We start from the raw sequence: 23,026 nt of genomic DNA on the forward strand, positions 1-23,026 counted from the left end.
GAGATGCAGGAGGCAGTCATAGTAGCAGGGGTGCGTACAGCGATCGGAAGAGTAGGTGGTACTCTTAAGAATGTAGATGTAGACTATCTTGCAGCCCATGTGATCAGGGAAGTGCTCAAACGCAGCGGAATTCCAGACCCAGCGGTCGATGAAGTTATCTTTGGACATACCAAACAAAGTGGTGACAATCCCAACCTTGCTCGTTTAGCCCTTTTAAGGGCAGAGATGCCGGAAGAGATACCTGCTTACACTGTACATCGACAGTGTGGCTCAGCTCTGACAGCTTTAAATAATGCAGTAAAATCTATCTGGGCAGGCACTTCCGAAACGGTTATGGCCGGTGGAGCAGAAAGCATGAGTACAGCTCCTTACTATCTAAGGAACGCTCGGTACGGATATCGTATGGGAAATGCGGAGATTATCGATTCTAATACAGAGAGTCAGCCGCGCTGTCAGCCTCAGGAACGTTATGGATATTTGACAATGGGATTAACAGCAGAGAACTTGGCTGAGAAATATGAGATCAGCCGCCAGGAGCAGGATGAATTTGCCCTCTCAAGTCAAGAACGAGCCTTAAATGCTATTGAGAAGGGATTGTTTAAAGAAGAGATAGTTCCCTATGAAATCGAAGATAAAAAGAATACCGTGATCTTTGATAAGGATGAACATCCAAGGGAAACCAGCATGACTCAGTTGAGTAAATTAAAGCCAGTGTTTAAAGAGAATGGATCAGTAACCGCAGGGAATTCAAGTGGTCGAAATGATGGGGCAGCGGTATTGATGGTGACCACCCCAGACAAGGCCAAAGAATTTGGATTAAAACCCTTAGCCCGAGTTGTTGGGATAGGGGCCAAGGGAGTACCTCCCCAAATTATGGGGATTGGGCCAGTACCAGCAACTCAAGCGGCACTTAAGATGGCCGGGTTGTCCCTGAATCAGATCGACCTAATAGAATTAAATGAAGCGTTTGCCGCTCAGTCATTGGCAGTGATCAAAGAGCTTGGACTGGATCTCAACAAAACAAATGTCAATGGAGGAGCCATTGCTCTTGGACATCCTTTAGGCGCAACAGGTGGGATTATTATGATAAAATTACTCAATCAATTAAGGCGTACAGGCAAGAGATATGGCCTAGCAACTATGTGCATAGGAGGAGGTCAGGGTATCTCTACAATCGTTGAAAACCTTTCAGTTTAAATCTCAACTAATGGAATCAGATATTTAGCTTATTAGACCATAAAAGCATTTTGTGTTAAGGTGTAAAGCTTAGGGAGTGTGCTTATCTTAAAAAGCACACTCTTTTTTGATGCAGGATACACTGTGGATATTGAATAATTCAATTTAAAATCCCCTAAGATTGTTGAGCATTCTAGATTTAAAAGTAAATTTTATGCTTAAAAGGGCTTTAGTTAAATAAGTATAATTGGAGAAGAAGATTGAAAATTTACAAACATCAAAAAATAAGCTTTTCTATCCAAAGATATTCTTATATAATGTTTACTTAGGATACAATGTAAATGGGGGATGGAAATGAGTGTAAGGGCCCATGCCATAACAAGTAGCATAATTCCGCACTGGGATCGGGAACTCTTATTTGAAATCCTGAATAATATTCATGATGTAGTGCTGGTAATAGATTCTGAAACAACTATTGTCTATGCGAACGAGGCCTATGCCAGGATTTTAGGAGTGCCTGTTGCTAAGGTGCTAGGTAGAAGGCTGGACACAATTGAAACGACTTCGGCGAAAATAATCGAAGTTTTACACACCGGACAACCTAGTACGGGTCAGGATTATGTTAAGTCTTTGAACATCCATGTCATTGGGAATTCCTTTCCTCTATTCAATGATAAGGAAGTTATTGGAGCGGTATCAATTTTTAAAAATATTACAGAAGTCGTTGAATTAAATAGTGAGTTGCAAAGGACGAAAGGGGTAGCAGATTATTTAAAGGAGCAACTAGAACAATGGGAGCATTTGCCCCTTTCTTTTAAGGAATATGTGGGACAAAACAGCCGTCTAAAGGAAACCTTAGTGTTAGCTGCAAAGGTAGCACGTACGGACAGTACAGTCCTAATCCTTGGTGAAAGTGGGGTTGGCAAAGAAGTACTGGCTAGGGCGGTGCATAATAGTAGTCGGCGGAAGGATAAACCACTAATTAAAGTGAACTGTGCAGCCATACCGGAGGAATTAATAGAGAGTGAACTATTTGGCTATGAAGATGGTGCTTTTACGGGAGCGAAAAAAGGCGGGAAACTAGGGAAATTTGAGTTAGCTCATTGCGGTACTATTTTTCTTGATGAGATTGGCGATATGAGTATAACCATGCAAGCAAAACTATTACGTGTGTTACAAGAAAAAGAGTTTGAACGCGTAGGGGGCACTAAAACTATCAAAGTCAACATTCGAGTGATCGCCGCAACTAATCGAGATTTACTGAGTATGATCGAAAAGGGTACTTTTCGGCGAGACTTATATTATCGTCTGAATATTGTTCCACTTAAGCTAACTCCTCTACGTGAACGAAAAGATGACCTCATGGCATTATCAAAAACTTTTCTTGATCAATTTTCCCGAGAGTTAGGTCACGAGTTGACCCTATCGCCTCAAGTAATAAGGTTTTTTCAAGAGTATGAATGGCCTGGGAATATACGGGAATTACAGAATGTCCTTGAACATGCCAGTATTGTCGCAAGTGGAATGACGATTGAACTTCACCACTTGCCCGCCCACTTAATTCCGGCATCAGATGAGCGAGCAACTAGTACGGAAAAGCCCTTTGATGTAAAGGAAGTCGTAAGCAGAGTGGAAAAAGAACTGATCGTTTCTGCATTAGCCGCTTATAATAATAATCGTAGTAAAGCAATGACGGCCTTAGGAATTTCCAGGCGTGCATTTTATGATAAATTGCGAAGATATGGGATTGATGAAGATTAAAAGATTGTGTACTTTATATACTCAATGCTCTTAAGAAAAAGTTGTGTTGTTTCAATTATATACAGGAACCCCCCCCTTTTAGGCCTGTTTCAGGCCTAAAGGGGGATTTTTCGTAAATGGCATAGTTATTGCTAATATAAATAATAGAATAATCCTGAAGATTAAAAAAAAGGAGTGTATTCAGTTAATAACAGACTCTCAAACAAGGAGGTAAAATAAGTGGCTTACGAAACAATCATAGTGGAAATCGAAGAAGGAATCGCAACGATAACCTTAAACCGCCCGGCGGTATTAAACGCTTTAAATGACAAAGTGTTTAATGAGTTGGGAGAAGCGGCCTTGAGTTTGGGTGCTGATAATTCTGTTCGCGTAGTTATCATCACTGGTGGAGATAAAGTATTTGCAGCAGGTGCGGACATTAGTCAGATGGCTAATTCTACAGCCGTCGACGTGGCAACTAGGGAGAAGGTCTCCCACAGGGCTTTTCAACTTCTTGAAAATCTTCCCAAACCAGTCATAGCTGCTATTTCCGGTTATGCTCTTGGTGGTGGATGTGAACTTACGTTAGTAGCGGATGTGCGCATTGCTGCGGACAATGCTCAGTTTGGTTTGCCTGAAATAAAGCTGGGTATTTTGCCGGGTGCAGGTGGAACTCAACGGTTACCGCGCTTAATCGGTACCGGGCGAGCCAAAGAATTAATTTTCAGTGGGGATTTTATTAAAGCAGACGAGGCCTTGCGGGTAGGTCTAGTGAATAAAGTGGTTTCGGCGGATCAGTTAGCTGCTGAAACAAGAAAATTGGCAAAACGGTTTGCCTCCCGTGGGGCAGTGGCATTACGTTTAGCTAAGGCATCAGTCAATGAGGGGCTAAGAATGGATTTAGAAGCCGGGCTTGAATATGAGCATAAATGCTTTAGCCTGCTCTTTGCAACGGAAGATCAAAAAGAAGGTATGAAAGCGTTCTTAGAAAAACGGCCGGCACAATTTCAAGGAAAGTAAAACATAACTAAGGAGGAAATAATTTGAGAACAGCTGAAGAATATGTTGCTAAATTGAAGATAATGCGTTCAAACATTTATTTGAACGGTGAAGTTGTATCAAGAGATGACCCGCGCCTAAGATTTGGGGTCAATACAATTTCAGAAACCTTTAACTGGGCTATGGATCCTGCCAATGAGGAATTGCTTACAGCAAAGTCCCATCTCACCGGGGAGAAAATCAACCGTTACTGCCACATTCATCAATCTTCAGAGGATCTACTAAAAAAGCAGGAGATGACCCGATTGTATTGTCAGAGAGTCGGAGGGTGTATCCAACGGTGCATGGGGATTGATGCTCTTAACGCTTTATCGGTAGTTACCAAAAACATTGATCTTGAGATGGGGACTCAATATAATGAGCGGTTTCTAGCTTATTTGAAAAAGTACCAAGAAGAAGACTTGGTAGCAAATTGTGCTCAAACCGATGTTAAAGGTGACCGTTCCCTTCGTCCCCATCAACAATCAGATCCAGACCTTTACCTTCGAGTTGTGAAGAAAACAGATGAAGGAATTATCGTCCGTGGTTGTAAGGCTCATAACACGATTGCTCCTTATGCAGATGAGATCATTGTCGTACCAACACGGATGATGACTGAAAAAGATGCTGAATGGGCAGTGGCTTTTGCTATTCAAGCTGATGCACCGGGAGTCTCCCAGGTTGTCCGAGTTTCCAATCCCAGACCAAGAGAAGAATTGCTGGCACCATTTAATAATTATGGATCAGCAGATTCCCTGACGGTGTTTGATGATGTCTTTGTGCCTTGGGAAAGAGTCTTTATGTGTGGAGAGTATAAATTCGCCGGACAACTAGCCTCTTTATTTGCAACCTATCATCGCCATAGTTATACGGGATGTAAGCCAGCTACTACGGATGTGCTCATGGGAGCGACTGCATTAGTTGCGGAGTACAATGGTGTGGAAAAATCCAGCCAGGTAAGGGAAGAGTTGGCGGATTTAGTAACAATGGCCGAGTTGGTATTTGCCGCAGGTATTGCAGCATCTGTTAAATCCACTAAAGCCCCTTCAGGAACCCAAATTCCAGATATCGTTTATACCAATGTGGGGCGCTATCATGCCGGAATTAATGTCTACCGCGAACATGAAATTCTTGCTGAAATTGCCGGAGGATTACCTGCTACTCTTCCTTCGGAAAAGGAATTTTCGAATCCCGAAATCTCTCAACTGATGGATAAGTATATCATGCGTAAAGATGGAATTTCTGCTGAAGCTCAACACCGTTGTTTCCGAATGATTAGCGATTTGTTGTGTTCTTCGCATGCTGGGGTGGTTCAAGTAGCTGGTGTGCATGGAGGCGGTTCGCCTATCATGGAACGGATTGCGATTACAGGCCAATATGACATGAAAGCCAAGAAAAATCTTGCCAAATATCTTGCTGGGATTAAGGAGTAAAACCGACAATATGAGCGTTGGAGGCGTTTCTAACCTTGAAAGTTGAAGACATTAAAAAGATTTGTGTGATTGGGGCAGGCAGTATGGGGCATCAAATAGCTTATAGCGCTGCATTGGCCGGCTACCAGGTCAGCTGTACTGACATTAGTTTAGAGATGCTGAATAAAGCTCAAGACTTTGCGCGTACCTATTTTCCCCAACAAATTTCCAAGGGGAAATGGACCCAAGAGCAAGTCGATCAAGCCTTAAAAAATACTTCTTTTACTACAGATCTTAAGGAAGCGGCAAAAGATGCTGATTTCGTCATTGAATCTGCGGTGGAGAAAATTAGCGTTAAGAGGCAGCTTTTTGAAGAGTTGGATAGAATAGCACCTCCACATGCGATTTTTACAACAAACAGTTCCTTTATCGTCAGTTCTAAGATTGCTGATGCAACGAAACGGCCAGATAAAGTATGCAATATGCATTTCTTTAATCCTACTCTAATGATGAAAATTGTGGAAGTAGTGCAGGGCCCGCATACTTCCACTGAAACGGCGCAAATAACCATGGATTTGTGCAAAAAAATGGGTAATAATGGAATTTGGCTTAGAAAGGAAATTTATGGCTTTGTAGTCAATCGATTCTTATCAGCAATTTATCGAGAGGCATTGTATCTTGTCGATATGGGAGTAGCACTCCCGGAAGAAATTGATCTAGCCTTAACAAATGCTCTGGGGCATCCTATTGGGCCTTTTCGATTAATGGATTTCACAGGAAATGATCTTACCTACATTATCGATATGGAACGATATCAAGAAACCGGCAATCCTAAGGACAAGCCATCTCCTTTGATCGTTGAAAAATTTGCCAAGGGAGAATGGGGCAGGAAATCAAAGAAGGGTTTTTATTCCTATGAATGAAAAAATGCAAGCAGTACAATACGTAAGTAAATTTGAGCGAATTTTAAATGCAGCTACAGAAGCTTTTGCAGAATCCGGTTATCATCAAACCCCTGTATCAAAAGTTGCTCATCTCGCGGGAGTTGCTGACGGAACGATCTATCTATATTTCAAGAATAAAGAAGAACTACTTGTTAGGCTTCTTCAAGAACGACTAGGGGACTTTATTGTCTGTATGCGACGAGAACTCTCTAACTGTAAGACGACAGAGGCAAGCTTGCGGACTATTGTCAAGACACATTTTTCTTATATGGAGCAAAACAGATCTTTGGCTATCGTAGTTAGATTGGAGCTTAGAAAGCCCAACCAACATGTGCGCTCTGCTATTAGTGGTCCCTTGTTAGAGTACTTTAGCCTTATCGAGGAGGTGGTTCAGCAAGGGATAGAGCGCAAAGAAATACCAAGAATTAATTTGCGGACGGCCCGGCAACTGATTTTTGGATCGTTAGATGAGGCCACAACAGATTGGGTGATGGCTCGTAACCCGCAGGCACTGATGACTTGCGTCGAGCCGATGTTGACGTTGTTTAAAGGGGCACTTCGTTTACGAAAACCAAAAGGAAGAAAACAAATTGTCACCCTACAGAAACGAGAGGAGGATGGAAATGCAGATTCATAAAGTAGCGGTACTGGGATCAGGCGTAATGGGAAGTACCATTGCAGCACACTTAGCTAACGCTGGTATTCCAAGCCTATTGTTGGATATTGTTCCTTCTAAATTATCTGCTAAAGATGAAGCGGCAGGCTTGACACTAGAGGATCGTAAAGTTAGAAATAGTATCGCCGAACAAAATAAAGCAGCTATGAAAAAGATGAATCCAGCCCCATTTTTAGTCCCGGAGTTTGCGGACAGGATCGAGGTTGGTAATTTAAGTGATGATTTAGGACGTTTAAAAGAAGTCGATTGGGTTATAGAGGTTGTTGTAGAACGACTAGACATAAAAATTGACCTCTTTAAAAGAGTTGCTGAGCACGTTCGTCCTGGAACGATTGTAACATCCAATACATCAGGTATCTCTCTTAAGGCGATGACTGAAGGATTACCAGAAAGCTTTACAAGATATTTCCTTGGAACCCACTTCTTCAATCCACCTCGTTATATGAAGCTTTTAGAGATTATTCCAGGACCTAATACTGACCCAGAAGTGCTTTCCTTTATGGTAGAGTATGGCGAGAGAGTTTTGGGCAAAGGTGTAGTTATGTGTAAGGACACCCCGAATTTTATCGCTAATCGTATTGGTTCCTTTGGTTCACCGGTAATGATTAAAGAAATGTTGCGTATGGGCCTAACGGTTGACGAAGTAGACGCCTTAACCGGACCTGTCATGGGACGTCCTAAGAGCGCTTTGTTCCGTACAATTGACATGGTTGGTTTGGACACATTTATTCATACAGCTAATAACGTTGCACAAGGCGTACCTGCTGAGAAAGCAGACTTCGTATTACCTGAGTTTATTCACAAGATGTTGGCTAATGGCTGGCTGGGTGATAAAACCAAACAAGGCTTCTACAAAAAGTCCAAAGGACCAAAAGGTAAAGTAGTTGAGGTAATTGATCCACATACTATGACCTATGTGCCGCAAAAGAAAGTACAATTTGATTCCCTGGATCAAGCTAAAGCTGCTAAAGGGTTACCCAATAAATTACGCACCTTAGTTAGTGGCAATGACGCCGGCTCAGAGTTTGCTTGGAACATATTGAAACCTTCGCTTATTTATGCTGCAAAACTTGCTAAAGAGATCGCAGAAGACATCACAGGTATTGATGAAGCAATGCGTTGGGGTTATAACTGGGAAATGGGTCCTTTTGAATTATGGGATGCACTAGGTGTCAAAGCCACTGCTGATCGAATTGTTTCAGAAGGTGGCACTTTACCAGCTATTGTGGAAGAGTTGCTTGCCAAAGGACTGGATAGCTTCTATCAAGAAACTGAAACAGGGGAAAAAGCTTTCTTTGATGCAGGAGAGTATCACAAAAAAACCATTAGCCCATACTCCTTCTCCTTGAAGCAAGCTCATAAAGCTGGTAAGAAGATTCTTGGAAATGCTGGAGCTAGCTTAGTAGACCTCGGTGATGGGGTTGCCTGCCTGGAATTCCACTCACCCAATAACGCAATTAACGAAGACGTTGTCAACATGATCAATGAATCCTTGGCAGAAGTAGAAAAGAATTATCAGGGGATGGTTATCAGCAACCAAGGAAAGAACTTCTGCGTTGGTGCAAACCTTGTACTTTTAGGACAAGAGGCTGAAAAAGGAAACTGGGCGGTTCTCGATCAAGGAGTTCGCGACTTGCAGAATGCTACTATGGCCTTAAAATATTCTAAAAAACCGGTGGTAGCTGCTCCCTTTGGTATGACACTAGGTGGTGGTGCTGAAATTTGTTTGCATACCACGGCCATTCAAGCCTCTTCAGAGCTGTACATGGGTCTTGTTGAAGTTGGAGTCGGCTTAATCCCTGCGGGCGGAGGAACTAAGGAAATGGCGGTTCGAGCAATGGAAGGAATCCTTCCTGGGGTTCAAGTAGCTCCTGACTTCTTGTTTGCTAAGCGCTTCGAAATGATTGCTACTGCAGCAGTATCCACGAGTGCTGAAAAAGCTCGACAACTCGGCTTCTTACGAGCTAGCGATCGTTATAGCATGAATCCTGAGCATATCATTTTGGATGCAAAAGCCCGAGTAATTGACCTAGCTAGAAATTTCCGGCCATACCTGCCAACAAAGTATAAAACAGCTGGTTCGGGGGTTCGCGCTACATTAGAAATGGCCATGTATGGAATGCGTCAAGGAAACTTCATATCTGATTATGATCAATATCTATCAAATAAATTGGCCTATGCCATAACTGGTGGAAATCTCCCTGCAGGAACACTTGTTGAAGAACAATATCTTTTAGATCTTGAACGTGAAGTCTTTATGAGCTTGCTTGGCGAACCTAAGACCCAGGATCGTATTCGTCACATGCTTACTAAAGGCAAACCATTACGGAATTAGGGGGGACAAGAATGCAACAAGCCTATATAATTCAGGCCAAACGGACGGCTATTGGAAAGTCCGGCAAAGGTTCCTTGGCACAAGTCAGACCCGATGATTTAGGTGCTTATGTTATTCAGGACATCCTTAAAAATGTGCCTGCTCTTGATGCTCAAGATATTGAAGACTGTGTAATCGGTTGTTCCTTCCCTGAAGGGGAACAAGGAATGAACGTAGCTAAAATCATGGCTTTGCGTGCAGGTCTTCCAATTGATGTCTGCGGTGTAACTGTCAATCGTTTCTGCTCATCGGGACTGCAGGCTATTTCTATGGCGGCGGATCGAATTCGTTTGGGTGAAGCAGATGTTATGATCGGTGGCGGAATTGAAAGCATGTCCATGGTTCCGATGGGTGGAGCAAAACCAGCACCCAATCCATATATGATTGTAAACACACCGGAAGCCTATATTTCAATGGGTATAACAGCTGAGAATGTAGCCGCAAAATATGAGATAACCAGGGAACAGCAAGATGAATTTGCTGCGTCAAGCCATAAAAAAGCTTGGGTCGCTCAAACTAGTGGACGATTTAATGATGAGATCGTATCGGTTCCTCTGCCAACCTGGGGAGGACCTGGAGAAAAATGGTTCAATAAAGATGAAGGAATCCGTCCTGAGACTACTGTTGAGTCATTGGGTAAATTGAGACCGGTCTTTAAGGCAGGCGGTTCGGTAACGGCTGGGAACTCGTCCCAGACTAGTGATGGAGCTGCTATGACTCTTATGATGTCAGAACGAAAAACATTGTCCTTGGGTATTAAACCTATCGCAATTTGGCGCGGATTCGCTGTAGCTGGCGTAGAGCCGGAGCTTATGGGAATTGGACCGATTAAAGCAATACCTAAAGTTCTGAAGCAAGTCGGTTTAACTCTAGATCAAATTGACTTATTTGAATTAAACGAAGCTTTTGCCTCACAGTCGCTGGCGATCTTAAAGACGCTGGAGATTGACCCGGCAAAAGTGAATGTTAATGGTGGAGCGATTGCCTTTGGGCATCCCCTCGGTTGTACCGGTGCTAAACTCACAGCAACCTTATTATCTGAAATGAGGAAAAGGAAGCTGAAATATGGTATGGTAACCATGTGTATCGGTGGAGGTATGGGAGCCGCAGGAGTTTACGAGTTACTTTAGGGTCTTGTGAAAGTAAGGGGCAAATTGCCCGTTCACACACGTTACGTTCGCTGGCTCGTTAGATGCAGAAGGAATTGCACCAACCTCTGGGTCGCTCGAGGGAGTGAACCTGGGCGCAATTGGCCTTCAGCATCGGCACTCGCTGTATCGCGAACTCCACTAAAGTGTTCACTTGGCAATTGTCCCCTTAGTTTCTGGCGACTGGGCTGGGATAAGGACGTGGGGTCGTGAAAGTAAGGGTCAAATTGCCCGTTCACACACGTTACGTTCGCTGGCTCGTTGGATGCAGAAGGAATTGCGCCAACCTCTGGGTCGCTCGAGGGAGTGAACCTGGGCGCAATTGGCCTTCAGCATCGGCACTCGCTGTATCGCGAACTTCACTAAAGTGTTCACTGTGCAATTGGCCCCTTAGTTTCAGGCAGCGGAGCTGGGATACGGACGTGGGGTGTGAAAGTTAAGGGTCAAATTGGGGTCGTCCAAGTAAGGGGCTAATTGCCCGTTCAAATATGTTAGTTTCTGGTCGACCCGGGTTAGGAACCAGGGACCGTGCTTGTATTGTTAAGTTAATTGTAGGGGATACCACAGGAGTTGAGGCTCATAAGATGGAGGAGGAAGATAGCAATGTCTAAATGGTTAAAGGAATACCAAAGTAAGCTTGTTTCCCCTGAGAAAGCCGTTAGTGTAGTAAAAAGTGGTGATTGGATCGGTTCTTCGTATGCTGCAAATGTTTTACCGGTTTTGGACAAGGCCCTGGCAGCACGTACTCCTGAACTTTTTGACATTAAACTTATCGGCGGAGTATCTTCAAGGATCTACGATTGGTTTAAAGCTGACCCACATGGTGAGCACTTTACCTGGAACTGCTCTCATTTCTCTGCTGCAGACCGTTATATGGCTCAAACAGGTAGTGTCTTTTATATGCCCCTCAAATATTCAGAAATTTTGCGCTACATTCGTGAGAATTTGACAGTAGACATTTTAATGCTTCAAGTAGCTCCTATGGATAAGCATGGTAACTTTAATCTCGGACCGACTATTTCCCATTACAGAGCTTCAATGGATGTTGCTAAAATCATTATTGTTGAGGTCAATGAAGATATGCCTATTGGACATGGGGGATATGGGCATTTTATTCATATTTCTGAAGTTGATTATATTGTTGAAGCAGGTCACTGCGGTATGCCTCAGGTCGCTTCAGAAGATCCATGCGAAGTGGATGCGAAAATTGCAGATTATGTTATCAAAGAAATCAAAGATGGAGACTGTTTGCAACTGGGAATTGGAGCTATGCCTAGTGCTTTAGGTCAGTTAATTGCAAAATCTGATTTAAAAAACCTAGGTGCTCATACGGAAATGTTGTGCGATGCTTTCGTGGATATGGTCGATGCAGGAGTACTCAACGGGAGGAAAAAGCAGCTTGATCCAGGACGGATCGTCTATACCTTTGCCTTAGGAACCCAAAAACTCTATGACTTTATTGATAATAACCCTGCTGTTGCAGGTTATACAGCAGATTATACTAATGACCGCAAGATTGCGAGTTTAAATGACAATGTTGTATCAATTAACAATTCCCTAGAAATTGATCTTACTGGTCAAGTTTGTTCAGAATCCGTTGGTCCTCGCATGATTAGTGGATCCGGTGGACAATTAGACTTTGTTGAAACCGCTTACCATTCTAAAGGCGGACGTAGTTTCATCTGTATGGCTTCAACCTTTACAGATAAGCAAGGACAAGTTCATTCTCGCATTAAGCCGCTGTTAGCACATGGAGCCGTTGTTACTGATACTCGTCCAGCAGTCCATCATGTGGTTACTGAACATGGGATAGTTAACCTGAAGGGCTTATTCACCTGGCAACGGGCAGAGGCATTAATCAGTGTAGCTCACCCTGATTTCCGTGAAGATCTTATAAAAGAAGCAGACAAACTAAAATTATGGCGTAATAGCAATAAACGAGGATAAATAAATGATATGCCATAGGAGGACTGGGCTGATGGAACAAAAGACTATGAAAGCACTAGTATATGAAGGGCCCGATAAGTATAGCCTCAAAGATGTTCCAATGCCCGTTATTTCTGATCCACATGATGTAATCGGCAGAGTAACTTTGGGAGCAATCTGCACTAGTGATATTCATACAGTCAAAGGCGAACTTCAAAATGTTCACTATCCTAAGACTATGGGGCACGAGTGTTGTCTGGAAGTTGTTGAGGTTGGATCGAAAATAACCCATGTTAAGCCTGGAGATTTGTGCATTGTTAATCCCGGCGTAGCCTGTGGAAAGTGTTTGGCATGTAAGCTGGGGATTGTTGTGGCGTGCAAAAATGGCGGAGTATTTGGCAGTCGTGGACCACTTGAAGGATGTCATGCCGAGTATGTAAAGATTCCTTATGCCCATCATAAGAACGGTTTGATTAAGATCCCGGAAGGCTTGACTGAGGAAGATGTTATTCTACTTCCCGATATGCTGGCGACTGCGTGGTATGGACTGAAAAACGCAGATTTCAAAGAGGGTCAAACTCTTGCTGTGATTGGTGTTGGGCCGGTTGGACTAAGTGCCTGTGTTTTAGCGAAAAAGGTATTTGGTGCAAAACAGGTAATAGCAGTAGATATACTACAAAACAGAGTGGATATGGCCTTAAACCAAGGTATCGCTGATTTAGGCTTTAATCCTAATACGGATGAAGTTGTAAAGAAAATTCAGGAAGCAACAGGTGGGTTAGGGGTTGATGTAGTTCTTGAAACTCCGGGACTTGAAGAAACCATGGCAATGTCTGTTGCGGCAACAAGGCCGAGCGGAATAGTATCTACGATTGCAGTATTTAGTGAACCTTTAGTACCTATGCCCTTATTGGATATGATTCTCAGAAATATTCAATTAAAAATGGGGATTCAGAAGAGCGAAGGTTTAGAGGAAATGTTGGAGTGGATTAAAGACGGGAAAATTGACACCAAATTCATGCTAACTCATCGTGCCTCGTTAAATGATCTGGAAAAGGGTTATAAAATATTTGGAGATCATGAAGATGGCTGTGTCAAATGGTTGATTACTCCCTATGAGCGTCCAAACATATAATTGTATATTTAATATACGGATAATTCTAAATGCTATACTTATCCTTAAATGCTCAAGGTAATTACCCAGACCGGTTTTAGAATTCCTAATAATTTATGTGCATAAATATGCTAAAAACTATTATGTGTGGTAATGAAAAGGATAAAATGGGGACTGCAGACCATGCGTTGATTGTGGCACACTAATCATTGCATGGTCATGTATATTTTACATACAAATAAGGCGAATAATCACATGAAGTGTATACAATACATACATATGTAATAGATATGAATAGTAAAGAGTTGCCTAAAGAGGCATTTTCAAAACTCTTTATATGATGGCACAGATATTGCTATATCAATACAAAAAGTTATCAGAATATTATGAAGAAAGGAGATATTCTAAAGGTTTGAAATATTATGTTTAATCAGTGGATATCATTGAAATTGAGGAGGTTCGTCAGAATGCAAGTTAAAGAGATGCCATGGTTACAAAGCTATCCTTCCTATGTCAGCCCAAACTTAGACTATCCCGCAAAAACTCTCGGGCAAATGTTTGATGAAACTGTTGAAAAGATGCCTGATACTCTAGCCATAATCTTTGAAGGAAGAGAGATTACCTATAAAGAATTTGGCGATCAAGTTAATCGATTTGCAACAGCTTTGGCGGACATGGGCATTGTAAAAGGTGAGCGAGTTGGGCTGATGGGGCCGAATTGTCCCCAATGGGAAACTGCTTTCTTCGCTTTACTCAAATTGGGGGCCATCGTGGTACAAACGAATCCGATGTATGTAGAGCGAGAGATAGCTTATCAAATGAATGATTCTGGCGCGACATCAATCATTGTCTTTGAACCGTTGTATCCTAGAGTGAAGAATATTATCCAAAACACCTCATTGAAACAGGTTATTGGCTTTAACTTTCTTGCTCCGGTTAAATCTACCCCGGATTTGCATTCCTTCGATGAGTTAATTGCCAAGTATGAACCAAATCCTCCTCAAGTAGTGATTGATCATGGAGAAGACGTAGCTGTTCTACAGTACACGGGTGGAACAACAGGAGTATCCAAAGGGGTTATGCTTACTCATAAAAATCTTGTCTGCAATACAATCCAAAGTATATCATGGTCTCTTGATTTAAAGTATGGAGAAGAACGTATTTTAACAATTCTTCCTGTGTTTCACGTTTATGGAATGACAAACTGTGTAAACTACGCCGTGGCCACAGCTGCTACTCAAATTCTTTTACCCCGCTTTGAATTGAATCATTTTATGGAAACAATTGATAAATATAGACCCACCCTTTTTCCAGGTGCACCAACTGTCTATATGGCTATTAATAGTCACCCTCGAATCTCGGACTATAAAGATAGCTTAGCGGCAATAAAAGTGTGTAATAGTGGTTCTGCTCCACTGCCCTTGGAAGTTGCTCAAAAGTTTGCAAAACTGACAGATGGAGAAGGGAATTTAGTTGAAGGATATGGACTTTCTGAGGCTTCCCCGGTAACCCATAGTAATCCCCTTGATCGACCAAACAGAGCCGGTTCGATAGGTATACCATTCCCAGACACGGATTCTAAAATTGTAGATTTAGAGACAGGGGAAAAAGAACTTCCTGCAGGAGAAATAGGAGAATTATGCATCCGAGGACCACAAGTTATGAAAGGATATTGGGGAAAACCAGAGGCAACTGCTGAAACATTGCGGGACGGTTGGCTTCATACAGGGGATATCGCGAAAAAAGATGAGGATGGATATTTTTATATCATTGATCGTAAAAAAGATATGATTATCGCCGGGGGCTATAATGTTTATCCGCGTGACATTGAAGAGGTTCTTTACGAACATCCCAAGGTTAAGGAAGTAGTGGTAGCAGGTGTTCCGGATAAATATCGAGGAGAGACTCCCAAAGCTTATATAGTCTTAAAACCTGATGTAGAAGCAACAGCAGAGGAGTTTGTAGATTTCTGTAGATCAAGGATGGCTGCCTATAAGGTTCCACGCTTAGTGGAGTTCAGAAGTGAATTGCCAAGAACTATTGTTGGAAAGGTGCTTCGTCGCCAGTTAGTTGAAGAAGAAAAGGCCAAAATGCAGGCCGCAGCTGCAAGTCAAGACTAATATCTGACGTTTGTATAAGGAGTTTCACTTAGAAAGGAATTATTTATCTATGAAGTAGACTTAGGTCAGGATTATTCTAAAGATTACCTCCATAGATATTACAATAGAGTATAAGAAATCTTTGTGTACTTTATATACTGAATTTTCGCTAATCTTTTATTGTTGTATCAAATGTATACAGTATTGCAATCTTTAAAGAGCTTAGGGAAAAAAGTTCTTGAAGATTGCAATTTTTTTGGATTCGATAACTACTTATATTAAGTGCAATATTGTTATGAAGGGGCTAGATTATACAGTTTTATCGGATTTTGGCACAGTAATTGCAGTTATTATCTACTGCAACCACACAGGGGCCTAATCTGGCGTGACTACCATTCCCTGGGGTTCGACCGGAGAAGGCTTTAAACAATATTAACAAAGAGGTGACAAGGATGACTTTGAAAACGCCGCAAGAATATATTGATGACATCCGTAATATGAAAATTGATCTCTACATGTTTGGTGAAAAAATTGAAAATTACGTTGATCATCCCATGGTACGGCCCTCATTGAACGCCATGGCCTTGACCTATAAGTTGGCTATGGAACCCGAATACGAAGATGTTATGACTGCAACCTCTAATCTTACAGGTCAAAAGGTCAATCGTTTCACACACCTACATCAAAGTACCGATGACTTGGTAAAGAAAGTAAAAATGCAACGTCTTTTAGGACAAAAGACAGGCTGTTGTTTCCAACGTTGTGTCGGCATGGATGCTTTTAATGCTGTCTTTAACACAACCTTTGAAATTGATGCAAAACACGGAACAAACTATCATAAAAGATTTGTTGAGTTTTTAAAATATGTGCAAGAAAACGATCTTGCTGTGGATGGCTGTATGACTGATTCACGGGGAGATCGTTCAAAAAGCCCCGGAGAACAAGTCGATCCAGATGCTTATGTTCACATAGTTAGCAGGAATGAAGAGGGCATTATTGTCAGAGGCTGTAAAATGCATCAGACGGGATTGATTAACTCCCATGAAATACTAGTAATGCCTAATAACTCACTTAAAGAAAATGAGAAAGAGTGGGCAGTCAGTTTTGCCATACCTCTTGAGTCCCCAGGAATTATTTATGTCTATGGACGACAATCCTGTGACACTCGTAAATTGGAAGGCGGCAGCATCGATGTGGGTAACCAATATTTCGGTGGGCAAGAAGTTATGGCGATTTTCAATGATGTCTTCGTACCTTGGAATCGGGTATTTATGGATGGGGAAACGGATTTTTCGACTATGCTGGTTGAGCGATTCGCTTCATATCACCGCCAGAGTTATGGGGGGTGTAAAGTTGGAGTGGGAGATGCCTTAATTGGAGCTACTCAAGCAATGGCTGAGTACAATGGTGTTTCTAAAGCATCCCATATTAAGGACAAGATTGTGGAGATGTGCCATCTTAACGAGTCCTTGTATTCTTGCGGAATTGCTTGCTCGGCAGAGGGACATAAAACAGCCTCAGGCAATTATCTTGTTGACATTTTGTTAGCTAATATTTGCAAACAGAATGTTACACGTTTTCCCTATGAAATTGCACGCTTAGCTCAAGATGTTGCCGGTGGAGCATTTGTTACAATGCCATCCGAAAAAGATTTTGACCATTCAGAAGTAGGAGCTTTAATTAAGAAATACTTTATAGGTAAGGCTGATGTTTCAGCGGAAAACCGGCAGCGCATGCTGAGATTAGTAGAAAACTTAACAATGGGTACAGCAGCTGTCGGTTATTTAACTGAATCAATGCACGGAGCAGGTTCCCCTCAGGCGCAACGTATAATGATCAGTCGAATGATTAACTTAGCACATCGCAAGAACCTGGCAGAGAGACTTGCGGGGGTTCAGAAGAATACTGACGTTGATTGGCAGTAATTCTTACTTTTAATAAGTCAACACTGAGTTTAAATAATAGTTTTTGGCAGAGTTATGTTGAAAGGAGCTCGAATTGTGAAAGAAGTTGTTATTGTCAGCGCTGCCAGGACTGCGGTTGGTGATTTCCAAGGTTCTTTGGAAAGCTTAAAAGCCCACGATTTAGGTGTAATAGCTCTTAAAGGGGCCATGGAGAAGGGCGGCATTTCCCCTAACGTTGTTGAAGAGGTTATGGTGGGCCAATGTAATCAAGCGGGTTCTCCAGGAAACTCGGCCCGCTGGGTAACGCTTAAGTCAGGATGTCCTGTTGAAACTATATCAACGACCATTCATCAACAATGCCCATCCTCCATGCGTGCGGCAGATATTCTTTCTCAGGAGATAATGTTAGGCAGGATTGATGTTGCTGCCGCAGTGGGTCAAGAAAGCATGACTAACGCACCTTACTTGCTTATGCAAGCGCGCAAGGGATATCGACTGAATGATGCTGAAAAGATCCAGGATAGCTTAATGATTGGCGGTTTGGTGTGCGCTTTTGAGGGCTACCACATGGGTATTACGGGAGAGAATATTGCGGAAATGTACAAGATTACTCGTGAAGAGCAAGATGAGTATTCTTTGCTCAGTCATCAAAGAGCATGTAAAGCTATTGAACAAGGTTTATTTAAGGATGAGATTGTTCCAGTGGAGATTAAGACGAGAAAAGGTCTTAAAATTTTCGACACTGATGAACATGCCAATCCCAATGCAACCATCGAGATAGCTGCTAAGGCCAGACCTGTATTTAAAAAGGACGGTACGGTTACAGCCTTTAACGCTTCAGGGTTAAATGACGGTGCTGCAGCAATAATTATGATGTCCTCTGAAAAGGCCAAAGAATTAGGATTAAAACCGTTGGCTCGTGTAGTGGCATCTGCTTCTGGGGCTGTTGAACCCAGAATTATGGGAATGGGTGTAGTCCCTGCTGTAGAGCGAGCGCTGAAATTTGCGGGTCTCAAGAAAAATGATATCGACTACTGGGAAATCAATGAAGCATTTGCAGCTCAATTCCTAGGTTGTCAGAAGGAACTTGATATTCCTCTTGAACGGGTTAATGCAGTAGGGTCTGGTATTTCTTTAGGACACGCGGTAGGCATGACAGGTGTGCGCATAATAATGGCGGCTATCAATGAGTTGAATCGGCGCGGCGGGCGCTATGCATGTGCAACAATGTGTGCCAGCGGAGGTCCTGGATGTGCATTTATCGTTGAACAGATGCCATAATTAATCTGGTCCAAGTTTCGTCAACTCTTAAGCTAAGCTATACATCGAGTTTCAGAACCAAGATCGCTGTCTCATAATGATGTCCGAGGACATCATTATGAGACAGATCTGTTCGGGGGATTCCAGCTAAAGACAATTAAGCATGTCCAACAATTCGACAGCGCTGTCGAATTGTTGGACATGCCCTGGATTAGGTTTATTTTTGTCAGTTTAACAAGAGTTATCATTGTAAAATTACTCCTAGGTTATAAACATCAAAGGTCGTCTCATAATGAATGTCTGAGGACACTCATTATAAGACGGCCCTTCTTTTTTGCACTTCTAAAGCTGATAGTACAAAAAAGGAAACATTGAATTAATAAAATGTACGTTATTAAAACATCTCAGGACATTAATAACCTTCTGGGAAAAATTATTTCAGAATTTTTAGATTTAATTAGGTAATATAATATTTTATTCAAACGAACCAAGAAGGTGCATGGGGATTAGCGACTTTATTAAGATAATATTCTCGGAATAGCCTATGGGAAACCGTTGAGACTCGTCAGAGTTAAAAGTGGCATGAAACTTGCTTGTTGAGATGTAAAACCTTTCATTTAATTAAAAAGGGAGGATTTGAAGGAATCTAGCATGGAGTTTGATTTGCATACTCATACCAGTCAAGGTTCAGCTTGCAGTCGTATGAACATTTGGGACTTGATTCAAGCAGCGTGTCAGAAGGGTCTAGACGGCATTTGTGTTACAGATCATGATTATTGTTGGGATTCAAGAGAACTGGCCAAATTTAGTGCTGAAAGTGGTATACAAATTTATGGTGGAATAGAACTAAGTACCTCAGTAGGGGAAATATTGGTATATGGAGTTCACCAATCATTATTAAATCTTCGCGATGACTTACCCAGGTTAGCACAATTTGTGCATGACTCGAAGGGCGTGATGGTTGCTGCTCATCCCTTTAGAACCGATTTTGCCTATTCCGTATTTTCAAGGGAAGAACGTGGCTTGGAGCCAATCGAAGTGGAGGTGATGTACCGGAGGCCAATATTTGACTTTGTAGATGCTTTAGAGGTCTACAATGGTCGAAGCAATTGGCAGGAAATCCGTGCCGCGAGAAATGCTGTGAGCATTTTAGGTAAGATTGGAACCGGAGGAAGCGATGCACACAATATACTCAGTGTTGGATCTTGTATAACCGTGTTTGAAGATTCAATTCGTAATGAGGCCCAATTGGTAGCTCAGTTGCGAAAAGGACGTATTCGAGCAAAGAAAAAGGAGGTTACGTAATGTGTTGGGTATGTGATAAATATGGTAATGGGGAAAAGTGGTATCTCAACCCGGAAAACTATGCGCGGCGCCTGTATAAGGTGCGCAAAGAAGGCAAAGAAGCTGCTGGAGCAGATGCCGACCCTCAGGCAGCAGGAATGGGTGCGGGTGTGGTGGCAGAGTTAGTCAAAGCCCGTATCAGTGGGGACTTGGAGTGGGAAAACGAGATCAAAAGCGATGCCCTAGAACATGCCTATCAGACTCACTTCGGACAAGTGGTTACACTTGATGAATATCTTCAAATTCTAGATATTGCCTATCCTTTAGCGAAAATGACCTGCGGATGTCGTCGAGTGCAAAGGGGTATGCCTGATGATGAGAACTTCACCTGCATGGGTATTGGACCCGGTATGTATAAATGGGAACGTTGGCCTGAGACTTATCATGGTGGGGTAGAGTTTGTCACACCGGAAGAAGCTAAAGAATGGGCTATGATGAACCACAAAGAAGGTCGTGTGCAAACAGTAGATGTGTTTGGTACTCCATATATCGGAGGGCTTTGTCAATGTGAGTATCCTGGATGTGTTGCAGTAAGAAATAGAATTGACTATGATTTTAAGTTTCTATTAAAAGGGCATACAGTTGCTAAAGTCGATCGAGAAAAATGTATTGGCTGTAAAAGCTGCCTAGGCCGTTGTCAGTTTAAAGCACTAAATCTTGAAGTCTATACGAGCAAAGCGTATATAGATTTGGATCAATGCTTTGGTTGTGGACTCTGTGTGACGGCATGTCCAAGTGAAGCTATTGAGTTAGTAGACAGACAAAGTTTGCCTGGAATAGCTGAAAACTGGTAAGGGGAGGGACCTGTTAATGATTGCTCAAATCGGCATTGACTATAACTTATGTAAAGATCCCTTGAACTGTCGAAAGTGTTTAAGTGTATGTCCATCAGTGGTCTTCGTTTGCGGCCCTACAAAGGTCTGGAAGGGAAGAGAGAGTGATCCGAGTGAATATCGGATCGTAGGTCGTTATTTTGACAAATGTTCAGGGTGTGGCGACTGTGTGAAGGTGTGTCCTTTCAATGCTATACAGCTCAGTTTTGTCCCCCGTGATCAATTAGTCCAGAAATTCAAAGAAGAAAGAGCGGCTCAAATTAAAGAACGCAATTCTTAACATTCCCGGAACTGAAACTATGAATTTGAAGGGGAGTTTTTAGTATGGCTGTGGATTTTAAGGTCTTGCAAAAAATAAAAGGCAACCCTAGCACTGAGGTAGCCCCTGAGCGAAGGTTAAAGATTAACCCCGGACAGGATTATGTCTATGATTTGCCTAAGGAATTAATTTATGCTGTAAATGCAGAATTTCCTGTGGAAAGCCTTTTTAACTCGGATAAAGAAATTAGCGCGGATTTTTTGGAAGAAAGGGGAAAGTCTTTTATGGCAGTCCTGATAAAGAACACAGATTCAGAAGCCTTCCGAGATCGGACTGCGGATATGATCGAACGAGTTGCAGAGCAAACCGGAATTCGTTTTCCTCACGTCTTTGAAAGATATGTTGAGCATGCAATTTTGGCTCTGCGTCCCCGAGATGCTTGGACTGTCACCGAAGCCACTACAAAACAATTAAAGGTTCGCAGTTTTAACTGCTCTTTAGGAAAAAAGTTTGCTGAAAAAGGAATAAGTAATTGCCAAACATTCTGCTTCGCGGCTTATCAAGCAGCAGCAGAAAAGGTTGGAGTTCCAGTCAAAATGACTTGTAATAACGATGCTAACGACAGCGGGCTATGTGAACTCGCTTTTCAAAAGCAATAAGGAGGCCAACTGTGCACATCGGACATAACGCAGATGATCTGGATCATGAAAGTTTGGCTATGAGGCATCTAGGAGAGGGGATTCTCAAGGAGCGTGCCGGTTACCTTTATGAAGCTTTAAATGAGTATATGGTAGCCGGTGCCCTTGATCCAGACTCTGAATTTATTATTGAAAAGCTTAGTGAACTGAAAAGAAAGATGGGCCTTTAAAGAAAATGGCTATACCATTTAGCAAAGGTGGGCAGAGGAGTATGATTAATAAAGAATTAATCGGCCGCGAAAGTGAAGCAATAGCTTTTAAAATTAGACTTGAAGATGTACGTAGGTTTGCTGAAGCCATAGGAGTGCGGTTCGATGACCGAGTTCCTGCTACGTTTGTAGGAACATTGGTTCAAGCAAACATACCGGGAGTACAATTGCCGACTCCCGGTATGATTCACGGTGAACAGAGAATAACATACTATCGACCACTCAATGTGGGGGATAGCCTTACTTATAAGAAGAGCATCAAAGATGTTTACGAAGGTCGCGGAAAGTTCGGAAAGAACACCTTTCTCGTGCTTGAAACAACGGGGTATGATTTGGCTGGGGAATTGGTATTTTCCAGTAGTTCTGTCCTAATCCAGCCATCTAAGGAGGAAGGGGAATGAAAAGTCTTCTAGATTATCAGGTTTCAGATCAACTTCCTGTCCGTGAATGGATCCCAAGCGATTTGCAAGTTCGCCAGTATGCCGAAGCTTCAGGGGATTTTAATCCTATTCATCTTGATGACGATTATGCACGCCAAGCAGGCTTGGAGGGAACAATTGTACACGGAATGTTAACTATGGCCCAAATGGCGGCCATGGTAACAGATTGGATGGGTGAAGAAGGAATTATCAGTAAGTTCAATGTGCGTTTTGAACAAATAGTACGACCAGGAGATATAATAACATGTTCTGGTAATATAAAAGTCCGCTCTGAAAACACCTTGGTTTGTAATTTGGAGGCCTTTAACAACCAACAGAAACGAGTTATGTCAGGACTAGCACATGTTTCACTCAGGCGATGAACGTTCATTCAAGATCCTTCTGTGCGGATTTGTATACTCTTTAAGAAATTAATGCCCCAGAAACAAAAAA

The 23,026-nt window shown here is 42.3% G+C and carries 21 protein-coding genes; all 21 read left to right on the forward strand.

What is annotated here, in order from left to right; all coding sequences use genetic code 11:
• The first annotated feature begins 3 nt into the window (after positions 1-3).
• Positions 4-1,197, forward strand: coding sequence for a thiolase family protein (locus BLS16_RS18695; RefSeq protein WP_092335177.1), 1,194 nt, complete (start codon positions 4-6; stop codon positions 1,195-1,197).
• A 333-nt stretch (positions 1,198-1,530) separates the two neighbouring features.
• Complete coding sequence (locus BLS16_RS18700) at positions 1,531-2,937, forward strand: sigma-54 interaction domain-containing protein (RefSeq protein ID WP_092335178.1); 1,407 nt, start codon at positions 1,531-1,533, stop codon at positions 2,935-2,937.
• 219 nt (positions 2,938-3,156) lie between these two features.
• The gene (locus BLS16_RS18705; RefSeq protein ID WP_092335179.1) at positions 3,157-3,936 is read left to right on the forward strand and encodes an enoyl-CoA hydratase/isomerase family protein; all 780 of its coding nucleotides are present in this window, start codon (positions 3,157-3,159) and stop codon (positions 3,934-3,936) included.
• A 23-nt stretch (positions 3,937-3,959) separates the two neighbouring features.
• Positions 3,960-5,387 (forward strand): 4-hydroxyphenylacetate 3-hydroxylase family protein, encoded by a 1,428-nt coding sequence (locus BLS16_RS18710; RefSeq protein ID WP_092335180.1) that lies wholly within the window; start codon positions 3,960-3,962, stop codon positions 5,385-5,387.
• A 35-nt stretch (positions 5,388-5,422) separates the two neighbouring features.
• A complete protein-coding gene (locus BLS16_RS18715) occupies positions 5,423-6,289 on the forward strand; it encodes a 3-hydroxyacyl-CoA dehydrogenase family protein (protein ID WP_092335181.1) in 867 nt (288 codons plus the stop codon).
• A complete protein-coding gene (fadR, locus tag BLS16_RS18720; protein ID WP_242876368.1) occupies positions 6,282-6,947 on the forward strand; it encodes a fatty acid metabolism transcriptional regulator FadR in 666 nt (221 codons plus the stop codon). Before BLS16_RS18715 ends, fadR begins: the two co-directional genes overlap by 8 nt.
• On the forward strand, positions 6,934-9,321 hold the full coding sequence (locus BLS16_RS18725; RefSeq protein WP_092335182.1) for a 3-hydroxyacyl-CoA dehydrogenase/enoyl-CoA hydratase family protein: 2,388 nt from the start codon (positions 6,934-6,936) through the stop codon (positions 9,319-9,321). Before fadR ends, BLS16_RS18725 begins: the two co-directional genes overlap by 14 nt.
• Before the next feature lie 11 nt (positions 9,322-9,332).
• Positions 9,333-10,490, forward strand: coding sequence for an acetyl-CoA C-acyltransferase (locus BLS16_RS18730; RefSeq protein WP_092335183.1), 1,158 nt, complete (start codon positions 9,333-9,335; stop codon positions 10,488-10,490).
• Between the two features lie 506 nt (positions 10,491-10,996).
• On the forward strand, positions 10,997-11,119 hold the full coding sequence (locus BLS16_RS24705; protein WP_282433773.1) for a hypothetical protein: 123 nt from the start codon (positions 10,997-10,999) through the stop codon (positions 11,117-11,119).
• Entirely contained in the window at positions 11,112-12,455 is a 1,344-nt protein-coding gene (locus BLS16_RS18735) for an acetyl-CoA hydrolase/transferase family protein (RefSeq protein WP_092335184.1), read from the forward strand. The genes BLS16_RS24705 and BLS16_RS18735 overlap by 8 nt, the downstream gene beginning before the upstream one ends.
• Positions 12,456-12,486: 31 nt before the next feature.
• Positions 12,487-13,569 carry a zinc-binding dehydrogenase gene (locus BLS16_RS18740; protein ID WP_092335185.1) on the forward strand — a complete coding sequence of 361 codons (1,083 nt, stop codon included), beginning with the start codon at positions 12,487-12,489 and terminating at the stop codon, positions 13,567-13,569.
• Positions 13,570-14,015: 446 nt separating this feature from the next.
• Positions 14,016-15,668 carry a long-chain-fatty-acid--CoA ligase gene (locus tag BLS16_RS18745; protein WP_092335186.1) on the forward strand — a complete coding sequence of 551 codons (1,653 nt, stop codon included), beginning with the start codon at positions 14,016-14,018 and terminating at the stop codon, positions 15,666-15,668.
• Between the two features lie 431 nt (positions 15,669-16,099).
• Positions 16,100-17,572, forward strand: coding sequence for a 4-hydroxyphenylacetate 3-hydroxylase family protein (locus BLS16_RS18750; RefSeq protein WP_092335187.1), 1,473 nt, complete (start codon positions 16,100-16,102; stop codon positions 17,570-17,572).
• Between the two features lie 75 nt (positions 17,573-17,647).
• The gene (locus BLS16_RS18755) at positions 17,648-18,832 is read left to right on the forward strand and encodes a thiolase family protein (RefSeq protein ID WP_092335188.1); all 1,185 of its coding nucleotides are present in this window, start codon (positions 17,648-17,650) and stop codon (positions 18,830-18,832) included.
• A gap of 630 nt (positions 18,833-19,462) precedes the next feature.
• Entirely contained in the window at positions 19,463-20,116 is a 654-nt protein-coding gene (locus tag BLS16_RS18760) for a DUF6282 family protein (RefSeq protein WP_092335189.1), read from the forward strand.
• Positions 20,116-20,949 carry an ATP-binding protein gene (locus BLS16_RS18765; RefSeq protein WP_034598359.1) on the forward strand — a complete coding sequence of 278 codons (834 nt, stop codon included), beginning with the start codon at positions 20,116-20,118 and terminating at the stop codon, positions 20,947-20,949. The genes BLS16_RS18760 and BLS16_RS18765 overlap by 1 nt, the downstream gene beginning before the upstream one ends.
• A gap of 16 nt (positions 20,950-20,965) precedes the next feature.
• Positions 20,966-21,268: a 4Fe-4S dicluster domain-containing protein gene (locus BLS16_RS18770; protein WP_092335190.1), complete on the forward strand. Its 303-nt coding sequence runs from the start codon at positions 20,966-20,968 to the stop codon at positions 21,266-21,268.
• A 44-nt stretch (positions 21,269-21,312) separates the two neighbouring features.
• On the forward strand, positions 21,313-21,906 hold the full coding sequence (locus tag BLS16_RS18775; RefSeq protein WP_092335191.1) for a hypothetical protein: 594 nt from the start codon (positions 21,313-21,315) through the stop codon (positions 21,904-21,906).
• A gap of 11 nt (positions 21,907-21,917) precedes the next feature.
• Positions 21,918-22,115: a hypothetical protein gene (locus BLS16_RS18780; protein ID WP_092335192.1), complete on the forward strand. Its 198-nt coding sequence runs from the start codon at positions 21,918-21,920 to the stop codon at positions 22,113-22,115.
• 41 nt (positions 22,116-22,156) lie between these two features.
• The gene (locus BLS16_RS18785; RefSeq protein WP_092335193.1) at positions 22,157-22,555 is read left to right on the forward strand and encodes an FAS1-like dehydratase domain-containing protein; all 399 of its coding nucleotides are present in this window, start codon (positions 22,157-22,159) and stop codon (positions 22,553-22,555) included.
• Positions 22,552-22,956, forward strand: coding sequence for a MaoC/PaaZ C-terminal domain-containing protein (locus BLS16_RS18790; RefSeq protein ID WP_014901817.1), 405 nt, complete (start codon positions 22,552-22,554; stop codon positions 22,954-22,956). Before BLS16_RS18785 ends, BLS16_RS18790 begins: the two co-directional genes overlap by 4 nt.
• Positions 22,957-23,026 lie beyond the last annotated feature (70 nt).

It is taken from the genome of Desulfosporosinus hippei DSM 8344 (assembly GCF_900100785.1).
In the GTDB taxonomy this organism is placed as follows: Bacteria; Bacillota; Desulfitobacteriia; order Desulfitobacteriales; family Desulfitobacteriaceae; genus Desulfosporosinus; species Desulfosporosinus hippei.